Consider the following 15,822-nt stretch of genomic DNA (forward strand, 5'->3'; position numbering starts at 1 on the left):
AAAAATGACAGTTTTTAATAAAAAATGCTATAATTTATGTGTAAAAATTTTAGTGAAATTTAAAAAATGGATAAAGATTACTTAAAAGAACTTTTAAATACTTACAGGGCTGATAAGGGGCATCTCTGGACTGCGCTTATTGTGGTACTATAGGACTTATAATTAGAGCATTCTATATTAAACATAATATTGCTGAAATATTTCTTATATTAACAGGTGTTGTATTTATAATTTTAATTGTTAATTTTATAAATGAATTTAATTATAAAATTAGTGCTACATTAGATAAATTAAAAAGAGGAGATAATTTTAAATGAGTATTTATATAGCAGGAGCTTTAGTATTATTCATTTTGGGTTTGGTTACGCATAGTTTATATAAAAATATGAAACTGTATGATAAGCTTGATATGAAATAAAAAATGATTACACGCAAATCAAGATACGAAATAAATTTGATGAAGTCAGCCGGCAGTATTGTGGCTGAAGTTCATAATGTGTTAAAAGAACTGATAGTTCCGGGGATTTCGACATACGAACTTGACGAAGTTGCGGAAAAAACAATTCTGAAAAACAAAGCAATACCTGCCTTTAAAGGCTATCATGGATACCCTGCAACAATATGCGCTTCGATAAATGAGCAAGTGGTTCACGGTATTCCTTCCAAAGAAGTTTTTTTGAAGGAAGGTGATGTCATAAGCATTGATGTCGGTGCGGTTTATAAAGGCATGGTCGGTGATTCAGCAGTTACTCATCCTGTGGGAAACATAACAGACGAGCTTAAAAATCTTCTTGAAGTAACTAATCAGGCACTTTTTGACGGAATTGAAAAGATGGTTGCAGGAAACAGGCTTTACGAAACCGTATCAGGAGCTATAGAAGACAGAGCCAATCTGCATGGCTACGGTGTAGTTAAGCAATATGGCGGACACGGTATCGGCAAAGCGATGCATGAAGACCCGTTCCTTTATAATTTCAGAACAGGCGAGCCCGGACCCATGCTAAAAACTGGCATGGTAATTGCAATAGAACCGATGTTTAATTTAGGAGTGCCTGATGTTCACGTACTTACGGATAACTGGACGGTAGTTACCGATGACGGCAAACATTCAGCGCATTTTGAACATACTGTCCTTGTTACAAGCGAAGGTCCTGAGATTTTGACTTTATAACAAAAGATCAACCGGAAATGCCGGTCAATCTTTGATAGAAATTTTTCATTCACTAATTATGATTTCTTTTTGTTTATCATGTAAAAAACCTCCGTTTTCTACTATAAGTATTTTCGGAGGTTTTTTATAAAATTATTTATGGATTCTTTATTTTTAATATTTTAAATTACTTTGCTAACTCCTGTTCATAATAAAACCTAAAATCGAACTGCGAAGGAGTACCATTTCCGCCAGCTTTCAAATTGTCTTCTTGCGCCTTATCAAACGCTACTTTGGACGCTTTTTGGGATCTTTCTGCTAGTATCGCATCCCTTTCTTTCAAATCAGCAGGTTTAAGACGATTGAGATAAGAATAAGGGTTATCACAGCTCCGTGCTTCACCTTCAATTATTCGCGGTCGTGATGAAGGGGCACTGGCTTTAACGGGCTGTTGTGCCTGTGCTGGCGGTTGTGTCTGCGCTTGCGGCTGAGGTTGTGTTGAAGATTCACTGGCTTCACCTGATGCTACTTTCGGTGCTCCGAATCCAAAGACTTTAGAAATAGCAGATCCTATTTTCGAACCGCCCCAACCTCCGGCAATACCTGCAACGGTATTTGTTATTCCTTGACCAGCTGAATGACCTGCCTCTGTTGCACCTTTGATATTACCTTTTTCGACCAGCTGTTGGTGTTGTTCAAATTTATCATAACCTTCTTTAATTAAAAAACCTGTTCCTACAACAGCCGCTCCTGCAACAACAGCTGTTCCCCATATAGGTGCGCTTGCTACTACTGCCGTTGCTGCTAAACCTGTTCCAACACCTATAGCAGCGCTTGTTGCAGTTTGCTTTAAGCCTTCAACAGTTGTAACAGAATCAACTAAACCTTTGACGACTCCAGAGTTATAGGCGTCGCTGGCTTTCTTTTGTGCTTGAACCGATGCAAAACTTTGTTTTTGTCCAATAACTGTCATAATCTCTCTCTCCTCTTTCTTTCTCTCTACCTTAAAATACACTTTCTTAATACTTGTATTTATATAAAAACAAGTATTAAATTAATTGTCTTTTTGTTACATAACTTCATCTTTTTAATTTGTCGTGTAATAGATCAGTAATTAGTAAAAACTTGTAAAATAATATGTTCATTTATAATTTCAGAACAGGCGAGCCCGGACCCATGCTAAAAACTGGCATGGTAATTGCAATAGAACCGATGTTTAATTTAGGAGTTCCTGAGGTTCACGTACTTACGGATAATTGGACGGTAGTTACCGATGATGGCAAGCATTCAGCGCATTTTGAACATACTGTCCTTGTTACAAACGAAGGACCTGAGATTTTGACGCTATAACTTTTGTCATTCCACCGCTACAGGTGCTGGAAGTTATAAAAAGTTTGTTAATACCAAAAATCGAATATTCAAAATTGTTTCAAAAAAAATTAATATTAAATCCGAGTTGTTAATTAGGCAAAACACCTATTAATATTGAGTTGTCATTCTGAGGACTTTAGTCCGAAGAATCTGTCCCAAAAAGAATTGAAGCTTAAAACCCAAAAGGGATAGATGTTTCGCTTCGCTCAACATGACAATTCAAAAATTATTTAGCGACTAGAGTTATTAAACGAAAAATGTTTTACAATTTTTAACATGCCTTAAAAACTTGTCAAATAATATGTTCATTGTAAAATCAAGTTTAGAGTGTAAAATTGTGAATAAAATATTCCGAGGTATTAATGTCAAAAGAAACAATAGAATTTGAAGGAACGATAATTGAATCCTTGCCAAATGCTATGTTTAAGGTAAAACTTGAAAATGATCATATGGTATTGGCTCATATTTCCGGCAAAATCAGAAAGAACTTCATAAGAATTCTGCCCGGGGATAAAGTTAAAGTCGAGTTGACCCCTTATGACTTAACCAGAGGAAGAATTACATATAGATTAAAATAAATAAAAACCGAAAATATAATAAATCGAAAGGATAATAATCGTGAAAGTCAGAACATCTGTTAAGAAAATTTGTGAAAAATGCAAATCAATTAGAAGAAAAGGAAGAGTAGCAGTTATTTGCGAAAACCCAAAACATAAACAAAGACAGGGATAAAAGCAAATTGACCCGGGAAAATCAAATAAATTAACAATAAATGCAAATTTATATATAAATTTATTTATTTACTTGAATGTTTTTTATGTTTTTATTAACTTATAATTTAAACCTGTGTAAAAAATCAGCGTTAAAAATAAACAAGAGGAAACAAAGGAGAAATTAATGGCCAGAATAGCTGGAGTTGATCTTCCGCGTAATAAAAGAATGGTAGTAGCCTTAACCTATATTTATGGGGTAGGACCTACCAGAGCCAGTGAAATATTGGCTAATTGCGGCATATCTGAGGACACCAGAAGCGACAATTTAACTGAAGAAGAAATTAACAGTTTAAGAATTGAAATAGGAAAATATCAGGTCGAAGGTGATCTAAAAAGATTTGAAGCATTAAATATCAAAAGATTAAGTGAAATCAATTCATATAGAGGAATGAGACACCGTAGAGGTCTTCCTGTTCGTGGACAAAGAACAAAAACTAATGCCAGAACAAGAAGAGGCAAGAAAACAGGACCTGTTTCAAAGAAAAAATAATTTAAATATAATGGAGAATATAGTTAATCATGGCTAAACCAAAGGCTAGAGTTAAGAAAAAAGAAAAGAAAAATGTACTTCAGGGCAGAGTGCATATCCAATCAACATTTAACAATACAATCGTAACTTCGACAGATATGCTCGGAAATGCAATAGCATGGGCAAGTGCAGGTACAAGCGGATTTAAGGGCGCAAGAAAAGGCACCCCGTTTGCTTCACAATCAGCGGCTGAATTAGTTGCAAAAAAATCCATGGAACAAGGCATGAAATCTGTAGAAGTTTATGTAAAAGGACCCGGATCAGGCAGAGAAACAGCCATCAGGTCAATACAGTCAGCAGGGCTTGAAATTACATTAATTAAAGATGTAACTCCAATACCTCATAATGGTTGCAGACCACCAAAGAAAAGAAGAGTCTAAGTAATTACCGATAATAAAACAAGGAGTCAAGGAAATTGGCACGACATACAGAAGCAGTTTGTAAAATATGCAGAAACGAAGGCAAAAAGCTCTTTTTAAAAGGAGATCGTTGCAACTCGGCTAAATGTTCTGCAACAAAAAGACCTTATGGTTCAGGACAACACGGTCAGAGCAGAAAAAAATTATCCGAATATGCGGTGCATTTAAGAGAAAAACAAAAATGCCGTTTTTCATATCTGGTTTCAGAAAAACAATTCTCCAGATATTTCAAAATAGCAGCAGGCAAATCAGGCGTTACAGGTACTGTATTATTACAGTTGCTTGAATCAAGATTTGATAATGTTGTGGCTAAAGCAGGATTCACTGCCGGAAGAAAACAATCAAGGCAGCTTATTAGACACAGACACTTTTTAATTAATGATAGAACAGTCGATATCCCTTCATACAGATTAAAAGCCGGTGATAAAATTTCTGTCAAAAAAGGCAGCGAAGAATTAATTAAATCAATTATTGATTCATTAACACCGATTGAAGGCGTAAATTGGCTGGAATATGATAAATCAAGTTTAAAAATAACAGTAAAATCTTTACCTGAAAGAGAAGAAATTGATCCTACAGTTAAAGAACAGCTTATCGTTGAATACTATTCTAAGTAGGTCTAGGAGGTTATAATACCCGTCATGGATTTAAAAATAAAATGCGTAAATACAACAACTGATTCTGATGGCTCAATATACGGCAAGTTCGTAATTGAACCCTTAGAAAGAGGTTATGGCACAACAATAGGTAATGCTTTAAGAAGAGTTCTTTTATCAAGCCTTGAGGGTGCTGCTGTTACTTCAGTAAGAATTGAAGGAATAACACACGAATACACTTCAATGCCGGGCGTTGTTGAAGATGTAACAGATATTCTTCTCAACATTAAAGGTCTCGTTGTTAAAATCGAAGACAATGATGTTTATAATTTAAGATTAGACATAGACAGATCAGGTCCTATTTTGGCAAGCGATATTCAATTACCGGCAGGCGTTAAAGTTATTAACCCTGATTGGTTGATTTGTACAGTAGCAGAAGGCGGAAGCTTCCATGCCGATATAGTTGTCGAAACAGGAAAAGGATATGTTCCGACTGATATGCTTCCTCAAGGTAAATATGCTCAAGCAGTTGATGTATTGCCTCTGGATGCAGTGTATATGCCTATCAAAAAAGTCAGCTACACAGTAGAAAATACCAGAGTAGGAAATGTAACTGATTTTGATAAAGTTATAATTGAAGTTTGGTCAAACGGAAGTATCGAAGTTAATGCTGCGCTTAGTAAAGCTGCTAATCTCTTAATAGAGCATTTCCTCCCGATTGCTTCTTTAACCGGACAAACAACAGTTATAGGAACTCAACCTGTTATTGAAGAAGAACCGGAACCGGAAGCAAAAGCTCCTTCAATAGGCATAGAAGAGCTTGATCTTTCTGTAAGAGCTTATAATTGTTTAAAAAGAGCAAGTATTAATTCTCTTGAAGAATTATTATTAAAATCAGAACATGATTTGTTAAATATCAAAAACTTTGGTAAAAAATCTTCTGATGAAGTTATAGAAAGACTTCACGCGTTTAATTTAAAACTTAAACCGAATCCGGAAAATCTTGACGAAGAATAATTAGTAATTCAAATAAAACATAAAGGAACAGAACAATGCGGCACCAGTGCAAAAGACATACTTTATCAAAACCTGCAGATCAGAGAAAAGCGCTTTTAAGAACATTAGCTACTTCTTTATTTGCTTATGGTGAAATACAAACCACCATGCCAAGAGCTAAAGCTTTAAGACCTTATGCAGAAAAAGTTATTTCTCTCGGTAAAAAAGGTGATTTGCATTCAAGAAGACAAGCCGCTGCTTTCATATATGATCAAAGTCTTGATGGTGTAGTTTGTTCGGATTGCAAAACATTCAAACCATCCGCTGAAGACGCAAAAAAATGTGAATGTGGTGGTAAAGCTACAGAGAAAACAATTTTAAGAAAATTGTTTTCTGAAGTTGCTCCAAATTACACCGAAAGAAACGGTGGATACCTCAGAATTCTTAGAATGCCGCCAAGAAGAGGCGATAATGCTGAAATGGCTCTTATACAATTTGTATAGCGAATCATCAGGCGATAATCGGAATAAATAATGCAGAAAAACACTCTGACAATTGAAAATAATAAATTTATATCTGAAGAAATTAATTTCTTCAGATATAGTTTAGTTGTGGAGTATGCAGGCTGGGCGTTTTTCGGCAGTCAAAAACAACCCGGAGTGAAAACAGTTCAGTCCGAGCTTGAAAATGCATTAAAAAAATTACTGCAATGCGACATAAAAATTATTTTTTCAGGAAGAACCGACAAAGGAGTGCATGCCAAAAATCAGGTAGCGCACTTTAATGTTCCCTTTGAACTGAACTTAAACAGATTTTTATACTCATTAAATGCGATTTTATCAGAGTATTTGAGTGTAAAAAATGTGCAAAAGGTGGATAAAACCTTTCACAGCCAAATAAGCGCAAATTACAGATGGTACAGATACACAATAAACAACAGACCACAGCGTTCAGTGTGGTTAAATAAGACCAGCAGTCATATTTATGAAAAACTGAATATTGAATCAATGCAAAAAGCTCTTGATTATCTGATCGGAAAGCATGACTTTACCAGCTTCAAAAAGGTAAATTCTCCTAATCCCGTTAAGGAGTGCGTTATGTATTACGTTGGACTCAGTGAAAAAGCAGGAGTTATCAATATTGATTTGATTGCAAACAGATTTTTGTATAATATGGTAAGAATAATAGCAGGAACATTAATTGAAATCGGCAAAGGCATTTATCCTCCGGAACATATGCTGGAAGTTCTCGAGGCTAAAGACAGAACCTGTGCAGGACCAACTGCAGAAGCTTGCGGATTGACATTTATGCTTGTCGGCTATGATGAACAGTACAATAGAAAAGCAATTATGGAGATTAACGATAATGAAGACCTACTCTGCAAAGCCTCTTGAAGTAGAAGCTAAGTGGTATGTTATAGATGCTTCAAACTATACACTAGGAAGATTGGCATCTTTGGCAGCGAATATTTTACGCGGAAAACTTAAACCGGAATACACACCACATATTGATATGGGTGATTTTGTAATTGTTATTAACGCTGAAAAAGTTAAAATAACAGGAAAAAAAGAAACCGATAAAATTTATTATCACCACACAGGCTTTCCGGGTGGTTTAAGACAAATAAGTTTCAGAGATCAAATGAAAAAAGATCCTACAGTGCCTATTGAAAAAGCTGTTAAAGGCATGCTTCCTCACAATACTTTGGGGCAGGTACAATTTAATAAATTAAAAGTATATGCAGGATCGGAACATCCTCATGAAGCTCAACAACCGACAGAATATAAAGAACCGGAGGTTATTAAATAATGGCAGACGCTGAAATCAGAGGCACCGGACGCAGAAAATGCGCAATAGCAAGTGTTAAACTAGTTCCCGGCAAAGGAAAAGTCATAATCAATAATAAAACAGCTAAAGAATATTTTGGCGGAAGAGCAGCTCTTGAAATGATGGTATATCAACCGTTAGTTCTTACCGAAAAACAGGATAATTTCGATGTAAGAGTAAAAGTAGTCGGCGGCGGCGTTAGTTCTCAAGCCGGTGCAATCAGACACGGAATTTCCAGAGCTTTATTGGTTGTAAACGAAGAAAACAAACCGATTTTGCGTTCACAAGGTCTTTTAACAAGAGATCCAAGGGTTAAAGAACGTAAAAAATTCGGTCGCAAAAAAGCAAGAAAAAGATTCCAATTCTCAAAACGTTAATATCATTAATAAAAGGGGCTTATGCCCCTTTTATTATGCTCTATTAGGTGAATTTTTATACATTAAAAATATTAGGCGAGCGAGTCGCCGAAGGCGACGAAAAGCGAGCCAAAAAATAACTCTAGCCCCCTCCCTTAAGGGAGGGGGTTGGGGGTGGGTGTAAAGAACTGAATAAAAAAATACTTATTTTAAAATGACTAAAGCCCCTCTTTCTATTTCAGAAAGAGGGGCTTTAATTTAATTATTTTTTTACTTTAATTTTTCTAAAATAAGATCACTGACCAGTTTTGGGTTTGCTTTGCCGCCGGTTTCCTTGATTACCTGACCAACAAAGAATCCCAGCAAATTGGTTCTGCCTTCTTTAAATTTAGAAACGTTATCAGGATTGTTTTTGATTATTTTATCAATAATAGGCTCGAGTTGAGCAGAATCATTTATCTGGATAAGCCCTTTTGCTTCAACTATGTCTATCGGATTGCCGCCTTTTTCAAGCATTTGCGCAAATATTTCTTTTGCTATTTTGCCTGAAATAGTGCCTTTGTCAATTAACTTAATAAGTTCCGCTAATTGACTTGCATCAAACAAAAGCTCATCAAACTTTTTGTCTTTTAATTCACGTGAAAGCTCGTTAGCTATCCAGTTCCCAACGCTGTTAGGGTTGTTATAAACAGCGAGAACGGACTCAAATAAGTTTGATAAATCGTCATCTTTTGTGAGGATAGCTGCTACTTCTGCATTAAGCCCCAGTTCGCTTTGAAAGCGGTTTAATCTGGCTTCTGCTTCCTGAGTTAGTGCGGAAACTTCTTGCTTAGAAGCTGGAGGTTTTTTAACTACAGGTTTTTTAGCCTGTTCATTTTGAGGTGTTGCTTTTGGGGCAGCCGTTTTAGAGGTTTTAGACCACGAATCTTTAAGAGGAACAATTCTGTTAAAGACAAGTTTTCCGTCAACCGAGTCTATCGGGTCAACATAGAAGTAGCCCTGTCTTTCGAACTGGTATCTTTCATCGGGTTTTTCTTCTGCAACAGCAGGTTCTATGTAACAATTAGTAAGAGTTTCCAGAGAGTCAGGGTTCAAATCTTCTGGTCCGTCAGGATTTTCTATGAGGTAAAGCCTGTCATAAATGCGCACTTCAACCTGTTTTGCGTGATTTGCGGAAACCCATTGAATAGTGCCTTTTATTTTCTTACCGCTGGTATCTTCACCGCTCTTGGTTGTTGGGTCATATGAACAGCGAAGTTCTGTTATTTTACCTGTTTTTTCGTCTTTTATTACCTGCTCGCACTTGATAACATAAGCGTGTCGCAGTCTGACTTCCTGTCCTGGGGCTAAGCGGTAGTATCCTTTGGACGGAGTTTCCATAAAATCGTCCTGCTCAATGTAAATAACTTTCGAGAAAGGAACTTTTCTTGAGCCTTCTTTAGGGACATCATGCGGAAAATACGGCGCATCAAGCATTTCTGTCAGGTCTTCAGGGTAGTTTTCAATAACTATTTTAAGCGGTTTTAATACGCAAAGTACACGGGGGACTTTCAGGTTCAGGTCGTCACGAATGCAAAATTCAAGCTGCGCAAAGTCAACCGTGCTGTTAGATTTCGCAATTCCAATGGATTCGCAAAAAGCTCTTATTGATTCAGGTGTGTAGCCTCTTCTGCGAATACCGGAAAGGGTCGGAAGACGAGGATCGTCCCAATCGCTCACGTATTTCTTTTCGACAAGTTCAAGCAGTCTGCGCTTGCTCATTACCGTATAATTCAGATTTAGCCGTGCAAACTCATACTGGTAAGGGCGAGGAGGTTCTAATTCCATCTCATCGAGTATCCAGTCATAAAGTTCACGATTATTTTCAAATTCAAGTGTACAAATTGAATGAGTAATGCCTTCTATATAGTCAGAAAGGCAGTGTGCAAAGTCATACATAGGATATATGCACCATTCATCACCAAGTCTGTAGTGATGAGCGTGTTTAATCCTGTAAAGAAGAGGATCTCTCATCTTCATATTCGGATTCGCCATATCTATTTTGGCTCTGAGAACGTGTTCTCCGTTTTTAAATTCTCCTGCTTTCATTCTGGCTAATATATCTAAATTTTCTTCGATTGATCTGGTTCTATAAGGGCTTTCTTTGCCTGCTTGCGTTATTGTGCCGCGATATTCTCTGATTTCTTCTTCGCTAAGGCTGCAAACATAGGCTTTACCTAACTTTATAAGCCTTACCGCATAATCATAGATCTGTCCGAAATAATCTGAGGCAAAAAATAATTTGTCATCCCAGTCAAATCCCAGCCATCTGATGTTATCTTTAATAGCTTCAACATAGGACATGTCTTCTGTTGTCGGGTTTGTATCGTCCATGCGAAGGTGGCAGACGCCATTATAGTCTTTTGCAATGCCAAAATTCAAGCATATAGATTTTGCATGCCCAATATGAGGAAATCCGTTCGGTTCAGGAGGAAATCTTGTAATAACTTTCCCGTTGTATTTGCCTGTTTTCAGGTGTTCTTCAACTATTGTCCGTAAAAAATCCTTTTTATCCCGATTTTCATTAATGTTTTTTTCTTGCATTTAAATAGCCCTTTTAGAATGCCTAACTCTCTACAATAGTCTAACATATTAGAGGGTTTTGGGCTATTACAAAATATATTTCAAAAGTGCTTCTTAAAAACTCTGGCCGTTTGGCTATAAACTATAGCCACATGGATATAAAAAAATATGTTATAGTGAATAATAAAAACGTTTTTATGTCAAGAAAGCAATTATATACCCTCTTTTGCAGGAGGAGGAGTTTGGTGTGGTTACTTATGTGCGTTTAGTCAGAGTATAAACTTAGTTTAAACAGGGTATAAACTGTGTTTATAGAATAAATTTATTAAACATAGTTTAATACAGAGTTTATACAGGATGATTGAACAAAAAAATTACGGGTATGAGAAAAGTTGAATAAGTTTTATTTTGATCCTGAAAAAATGGAAAATTCGCCGCTAAGGCAGCATGTTAAAGAAAAAATGAAGAGTTTAGACAAAGAAGAGTCGCAGGAAAAGGATAACACAGAGAAAATTACAGAAGTTTCTTTAATTAACGGGTTTTATCCGATAGAAAAACCGGAATTTCATCGCATAGCGAATCAGTTGACTTTGTGGGGCGTAAGTTCTTCAGGGGCGGTAATTAAACGGGAAGGGCCGTCTTTTGTTCGGATGGCGGTTGATATTACGCTGAACAATCTCGATAAGGCAAAATCGCCAAAAGCTTATTTCAGGGGTGTGCTTAAAAAATTACAACTATCTTAGTAAGAAAAGGAATTTAGTTGAAGTTTGTCGAGAATTTTTGCTGACCAACTGTGATCACCTACTTTTTGAGCGGCAAAAAGTGATTTTCTGTACAAATTCTGGGCTTTTTCCTTATAATCATTTCTAAGCATTATGTCGCCAGCTTGTTCAAAGCTTTTGGCATAGCCTTCAACGTTGCCTATCTTTGTGTCAATCTTGATAGAATCTTTATAGTACTTAATAGCTTTGTCATCATAGCCTAAATCCCTGAAAACGCCTGCTGTGTTGCTCAAAATGCAAGCTTGCCCTTTGCTGTCGCCGATTTCTTTTGTGAGAGAAAATCCTACTTTGAAATAGCCGAGAGCTTCTTTATACTCATATTTGCTTACATAGACGTTTCCTACGTCATTTAACGTGATACTTTGCCCTTTTAGGTTATCAACCTGCCCGTCAAGGGAAATCGACTCGTAATAGTGCGAGAGTGCCGCGTCAAGCTTTCCGAAATCATCATAGATTGATGCCATATTGTAATGCGCCTTTGACTGAATCTCTTGATTTCCTGTATTAAAAGCAATATTTGCAGCTTTATTATAACTTTCCAATGCTTTTATATAATCGCCGCTTTCATCGTGAATATAGGCTTTATCCATATACAACTTTGTTTCAACTTCTGTGTTATTGAACTTTTGAGAGAGAGGAATTAGTTTTTCATAGACAGAGAGTGCTTCTTCAAAATTTCCGGAATCGACAATCTGTTCTGTTTTTTTGTAAAGTTCTTCTAATTTGGTGTCTTCAGGTCTGTTTGCTTTGGTTATATTGTCATTTTTTACCGGTGCGGAAGAATCTATCTGCTGTGATACAGGTGTAGTTAAAATTTGAGAGGGTTTTTCAATATTATTTATAAAATTATTGTCTGTAGTTACGGGTTTGTCTGATTTATAGTCAACTTTTTGCAGTAAAATCGCATCTATCCAGTTTTTTACAACTTCAGATGGTTTATTAAGAGTTTCTGTGATGTATCCGTCAAGAAGCGCTGCTGCATTGGTCAAATTTGATTTAATAATCTTTTGGGAAGGATTTTCTTTAGCAGATTGAAGTTCTACCAGCTTTAGATAGGTTTCAACCTCCTCATTGACGTCTTTTGACGCCCCGATAGCCGTGAGGGTGTTTTTAAAATCATTAACAATCTGGCTGATATTAACTTTGCCGACAGAATAATCAATAGTTTGCTTGTATCCGGAAGATTGCTTGTTGTCGCTAAACTCAGCATTATCAGAGGGGGTCTGTTTTCCTTCAGCTTCGGGTGACACCTTTTTGACAGGCGTTTTTTTACTAAACTGAATGTTATACGGGTATAAATTTACCGGATATATGCCATTTAAACCCAAAACTTTTGCCTTCTTTCTCTCTGTGCGAAGCGGGAGCGATAAAAACTGAAACGGTCAGTTTTAGTTTTTATCGCTCGTTCTCTCTAAAAAATTCCCCAATATAGTTTATATATCGATAAAAACGGGGAAAAACTTTGTAGTCTATTTAGTTGATTTTAATAATTTTTTCGAAAAAGTAAATAATCTTAAAAACAAAGAGAGCTGACTTTTCAGTCGGCTCTCTTTGTTTTAGTTTTAGTGATTTCGCTTTTTAAAGAATTACACGCATAATTCCTGGGCTGAATAAGCATTTTTGATTATACCAAAAGCTTTCATTCCAGGGTATCTTGCTGCACATCCAAGCTCTTGTTCAATTCTGATGAGCTGGTTGTATTTAGCAATTCTGTCGCTTCTGGAAGCTGAGCCTGTTTTGATTTGTCCGCAATTTAAAGCTACAGCGAGATCAGCGATGGTTGAATCTTCTGTTTCTCCTGATCTGTGGCTCATTATAGCGGTATATCCTGCTTTATGGGCAAGGTTTACAGCAGCCATTGTTTCGCTAAGTGTTCCAATCTGGTTAACTTTAACGAGTATGCTGTTTGCAACGCCTTTAACGATACCTTCAGCAAGTTTTTTGGTGTTTGTAACGAATAAATCATCACCTACCAGTTGAACTCTGCCGCCAATTTCGTCAGTAAGAGTTTTCCAGCCTTCCCAATCGTTTTCGCTCATGCCGTCTTCGATTGAAATAATAGGGTATTTGTTTGAAAGGTCTTTCAAGAAGCCTACCATTTCGTCTCTTGAGAAGGTTTTACCTTCGCCATCGAGGACATATTTACCGTCTTTGTAGAATTCTGAGCTGGCAACGTCAAGAGCAAGTTTGATATCGTTGGTTGTATAACCTGCTTTTTCAATAGCTGTAAGGATTACTTCAAGAGCTTCTTCGTTAGAAGAAAGGTTAGGAGCAAATCCGCCTTCATCGCCTACGGAAGTAACATAGCCTTTGCCTTTTAATACTGATTTAAGTGCGTGGAATGTTTCAGTACCCATTCTTAAAGCTTCCTGAAAGCAGCAAGCGCCAACAGGAGCAATCATGAATTCTTGAATATCAACGTTGTTATCAGCGTGTGCGCCGCCGTTGATTATGTTCATAAGGGGAACAGGAAGTGTAGTTCCGTTAATTCCGCCTACATATCTGTATAAAGGTAATTCAAAAGTGACAGCCGAAGCTTTAGCACAGGCTAAACTCACGCCTAATATTGCGTTAGCACCTAATTTGCTTTTATTGTCCGTACCGTCAAGCTCGATCATTGTTCTGTCGATTTCATACTGGTTGCTTGCGTCCATATCGATGAGTTCTTTTGCTATGATGTCGTTTACGTTATCAACAGCTTGAAGAACGCCTTTTCCGCCGTATCTTGACTTGTCATCATCTCTTAATTCAACAGCTTCCCACATACCTGTGCTTGCGCCTGAAGGTACTGCTGCTCTGCCTACAGCTCCGCTGGAAAGTTCCACATCAACTTCAACTGTTGGATTACCTCTTGAATCAAGGATTTGTCTGGCTTGAATGTGTTCAATAAATGTACCCATTTGTTTCTCCTATTCTTTTTCCTGTAATTTAGTTATCTCGTCTGTTATTTCGTACAATGTTTTTGATTCTTGTATAGACACGTTCCCTGTCGGAACTTTTAAAATATTGGCGATTAGCGTTTTATTAAAGTATTCCAGCCTCAAAACATCTCCCTCTTTTACTTCTGTAGAGGGTTTTGCGGCTTTGTTATTAATAAAAACCCTTCCTGCTGAAGTTACTTCGTTTGCAACTGTTCTTCTTTTTATTAATCTGGAGACTTTTAAGTATTTATCTAATCGCATAGTATTTTTTACATTTCTAATTGAATTTAATTTACTACAAAGAAAATGTAATTTAAACCCTGCAAAATGTAATTCTTGTTTTATATTATATTTTTTTTCTTACTAGCAATTTTTGCAAATAATAATTGTTTAATTACATATAGGGAATAAAAAAATATGGTAATAGTGTAGGAGGAAAAATGGCAGGGAATATTAGAATTTTTGAAACAAAAAATCCAACGGTAACTACTAAGTCATTAAAGCTGTCACAAGAAGAACTCAAAGAACATTCTTCTCATATGGCTGAGGATATAAAGATTTTTAACAGTAAACATGGTGCGCCTTCGCCTGAACTGGTGATTAAAAATACAAATGTCTTGGCGCAGGCTGTAGTTGATAGAAAAGCCCATAAAACATTTATATACAATGAAGAAGGCAAATTTATTAAAGTATTTCCTGACGCTGTGGGTGCGCCAACTACACCTACCCCGGCAGGTGTAAGATATATAACGAGAATAGGCAGTGCGCCTTATAAAACTTCTGATGATACACCAACACCAAAGAAAAGTCCAAACGCATTTGGCCCGCATATTCTATATGACAGGGTTATAGATACTAAGTCAGGTGATACAAAGCCGACAGGTATATTTTTCCATGGTACAAATCATCCCGAGTCAATGGGAAAAGACGCATCTCATGGCTGTGTTCGTCATAAGAATAATGATATAAATGAAATCGTAGATAATGGATATATTACGCCCGGTAATTTTATTAATATTATGTAGTGAAAAAATAATAATACTTTATAAATTACTTACTTCTTATCGATGGCGGCAATTAGGTTTACCATTTCGATAGCGGTTTTGGCGGCTTCTGAACCTTTGTTGCCTGACTTTGTTCCTGCTCTTTCGATAGCTTGTTCTATAGAATCCACAGTCAAAACGCCGAATATTACAGGAATAGAGGAACTTAATCCAACCTGTGCCACGCCTTTAGAAACCTCGGAGGCTACATAATCAAAATGCGGTGTATTTCCCCTGATGACAGCACCAAGGGTAATTACAGCGTCATAATTTTTAGAATCAGCCATTTTCCTGGCAATAAAAGGAATTTCAAAAGCACCGGGAACCCATGCAATATCAATGTTTTCTTCAGGCAAACCATGTCTTTTTAGTGCGTCAATCGCTCCGTCAAGAAGTTTTGACCCGATAAACTCGTTAAAACGACCTATTACTATGCCGTATCTTCCTTCTTTTGCCGTCAAATTGCCTTCGTATACGTTAACCATTCTCTTTTCTCC

The 15,822-nt window shown here is 36.7% G+C and carries 19 protein-coding genes and 1 pseudogene; 14 read left to right on the forward strand and 6 right to left on the reverse strand.

Annotation, left to right across the window (positions count from 1 at the left end; all coding sequences use genetic code 11):
* The first annotated feature begins 421 nt into the window (after positions 1–421).
* Entirely contained in the window at positions 422–1,171 is a 750-nt protein-coding gene (gene map, locus WCG23_04510; GenBank protein MEI8389132.1) for a type I methionyl aminopeptidase, read from the forward strand.
* Between the two features lie 166 nt (positions 1,172–1,337).
* On the opposite strand, the gene WCG23_04515 is transcribed toward map, so the two are convergent.
* Entirely contained in the window at positions 1,338–2,123 is a 786-nt protein-coding gene (locus WCG23_04515) for a hypothetical protein (protein MEI8389133.1), read from the reverse strand.
* 191 nt (positions 2,124–2,314) lie between these two features.
* On the opposite strand from WCG23_04515, the pseudogene WCG23_04520 reads away from it, so the two are divergent.
* The 11 genes and pseudogenes from WCG23_04520 to rpsI all read left to right on the forward strand — a co-directional run bounded on the left by WCG23_04520 (position 2,315) and on the right by rpsI (position 8,038).
* Positions 2,315–2,500 (forward strand): annotated as a pseudogene (locus WCG23_04520) (M24 family metallopeptidase).
* A gap of 383 nt (positions 2,501–2,883) precedes the next feature.
* Positions 2,884–3,099, forward strand: a complete 216-nt coding sequence (infA, locus tag WCG23_04525; GenBank protein MEI8389134.1) for a translation initiation factor IF-1 — start codon at positions 2,884–2,886, stop codon at positions 3,097–3,099.
* A gap of 40 nt (positions 3,100–3,139) precedes the next feature.
* Positions 3,140–3,253 carry a 50S ribosomal protein L36 gene (rpmJ, locus tag WCG23_04530; GenBank protein ID MEI8389135.1) on the forward strand — a complete coding sequence of 38 codons (114 nt, stop codon included), beginning with the start codon at positions 3,140–3,142 and terminating at the stop codon, positions 3,251–3,253.
* A gap of 165 nt (positions 3,254–3,418) precedes the next feature.
* Positions 3,419–3,784, forward strand: coding sequence for a 30S ribosomal protein S13 (gene rpsM, locus WCG23_04535; protein MEI8389136.1), 366 nt, complete (start codon positions 3,419–3,421; stop codon positions 3,782–3,784).
* A 29-nt stretch (positions 3,785–3,813) separates the two neighbouring features.
* Positions 3,814–4,203, forward strand: a complete 390-nt coding sequence (gene rpsK / locus WCG23_04540) for a 30S ribosomal protein S11 (GenBank protein ID MEI8389137.1) — start codon at positions 3,814–3,816, stop codon at positions 4,201–4,203.
* Positions 4,204–4,238: 35 nt separating this feature from the next.
* The gene (gene rpsD / locus WCG23_04545; protein ID MEI8389138.1) at positions 4,239–4,859 is read left to right on the forward strand and encodes a 30S ribosomal protein S4; all 621 of its coding nucleotides are present in this window, start codon (positions 4,239–4,241) and stop codon (positions 4,857–4,859) included.
* Between the two features lie 24 nt (positions 4,860–4,883).
* Positions 4,884–5,855: a DNA-directed RNA polymerase subunit alpha gene (locus WCG23_04550; GenBank protein ID MEI8389139.1), complete on the forward strand. Its 972-nt coding sequence runs from the start codon at positions 4,884–4,886 to the stop codon at positions 5,853–5,855.
* Between the two features lie 35 nt (positions 5,856–5,890).
* Complete coding sequence (gene rplQ / locus WCG23_04555; protein ID MEI8389140.1) at positions 5,891–6,337, forward strand: 50S ribosomal protein L17; 447 nt, start codon at positions 5,891–5,893, stop codon at positions 6,335–6,337.
* 30 nt (positions 6,338–6,367) lie between these two features.
* Positions 6,368–7,228, forward strand: coding sequence for a tRNA pseudouridine(38-40) synthase TruA (gene truA, locus WCG23_04560; GenBank protein MEI8389141.1), 861 nt, complete (start codon positions 6,368–6,370; stop codon positions 7,226–7,228).
* Positions 7,200–7,643 (forward strand): 50S ribosomal protein L13, encoded by a 444-nt coding sequence (gene rplM / locus WCG23_04565; GenBank protein ID MEI8389142.1) that lies wholly within the window; start codon positions 7,200–7,202, stop codon positions 7,641–7,643. Before truA ends, rplM begins: the two co-directional genes overlap by 29 nt.
* Entirely contained in the window at positions 7,643–8,038 is a 396-nt protein-coding gene (gene rpsI / locus WCG23_04570) for a 30S ribosomal protein S9 (GenBank protein ID MEI8389143.1), read from the forward strand. Before rplM ends, rpsI begins: the two co-directional genes overlap by 1 nt.
* A 249-nt stretch (positions 8,039–8,287) precedes the next feature.
* On the opposite strand, the gene WCG23_04575 is transcribed toward rpsI, so the two are convergent.
* A complete protein-coding gene (locus WCG23_04575; GenBank protein MEI8389144.1) occupies positions 8,288–10,600 on the reverse strand; it encodes a glutamine--tRNA ligase/YqeY domain fusion protein in 2,313 nt (770 codons plus the stop codon).
* A gap of 371 nt (positions 10,601–10,971) precedes the next feature.
* Between WCG23_04575 and WCG23_04580 the strand changes: the two genes are divergently transcribed.
* Complete coding sequence (locus tag WCG23_04580; protein MEI8389145.1) at positions 10,972–11,322, forward strand: hypothetical protein; 351 nt, start codon at positions 10,972–10,974, stop codon at positions 11,320–11,322.
* On the opposite strand, the gene WCG23_04585 is transcribed toward WCG23_04580, so the two are convergent.
* The 3 genes from WCG23_04585 to WCG23_04595 all read right to left on the reverse strand — a co-directional run bounded on the left by WCG23_04585 (position 11,319) and on the right by WCG23_04595 (position 14,543).
* Positions 11,319–12,689, reverse strand: a complete 1,371-nt coding sequence (locus WCG23_04585) for a tetratricopeptide repeat protein (GenBank protein MEI8389146.1) — start codon at positions 12,687–12,689, stop codon at positions 11,319–11,321. The two genes, WCG23_04580 and WCG23_04585, sit on opposite strands and share 4 nt — an antisense overlap.
* A gap of 258 nt (positions 12,690–12,947) precedes the next feature.
* Positions 12,948–14,261, reverse strand: coding sequence for a phosphopyruvate hydratase (gene eno / locus WCG23_04590; protein MEI8389147.1), 1,314 nt, complete (start codon positions 14,259–14,261; stop codon positions 12,948–12,950).
* Positions 14,262–14,270: 9 nt separating this feature from the next.
* The gene (locus tag WCG23_04595; GenBank protein MEI8389148.1) at positions 14,271–14,543 is read right to left on the reverse strand and encodes an RNA-binding S4 domain-containing protein; all 273 of its coding nucleotides are present in this window, start codon (positions 14,541–14,543) and stop codon (positions 14,271–14,273) included.
* Positions 14,544–14,722: 179 nt separating this feature from the next.
* On the opposite strand from WCG23_04595, the gene WCG23_04600 reads away from it, so the two are divergent.
* The gene (locus tag WCG23_04600) at positions 14,723–15,307 is read left to right on the forward strand and encodes a L,D-transpeptidase (protein MEI8389149.1); all 585 of its coding nucleotides are present in this window, start codon (positions 14,723–14,725) and stop codon (positions 15,305–15,307) included.
* A 29-nt stretch (positions 15,308–15,336) separates the two neighbouring features.
* Here the strand turns inward: WCG23_04600 and ribE are convergent, their stop codons facing one another.
* Entirely contained in the window at positions 15,337–15,810 is a 474-nt protein-coding gene (gene ribE / locus WCG23_04605) for a 6,7-dimethyl-8-ribityllumazine synthase (protein MEI8389150.1), read from the reverse strand.
* Positions 15,811–15,822 lie beyond the last annotated feature (12 nt).

The organism is bacterium, assembly GCA_037147175.1.
Taxonomy (GTDB): domain Bacteria; phylum Cyanobacteriota; class Vampirovibrionia; order Gastranaerophilales; family UBA9971; genus UBA9971.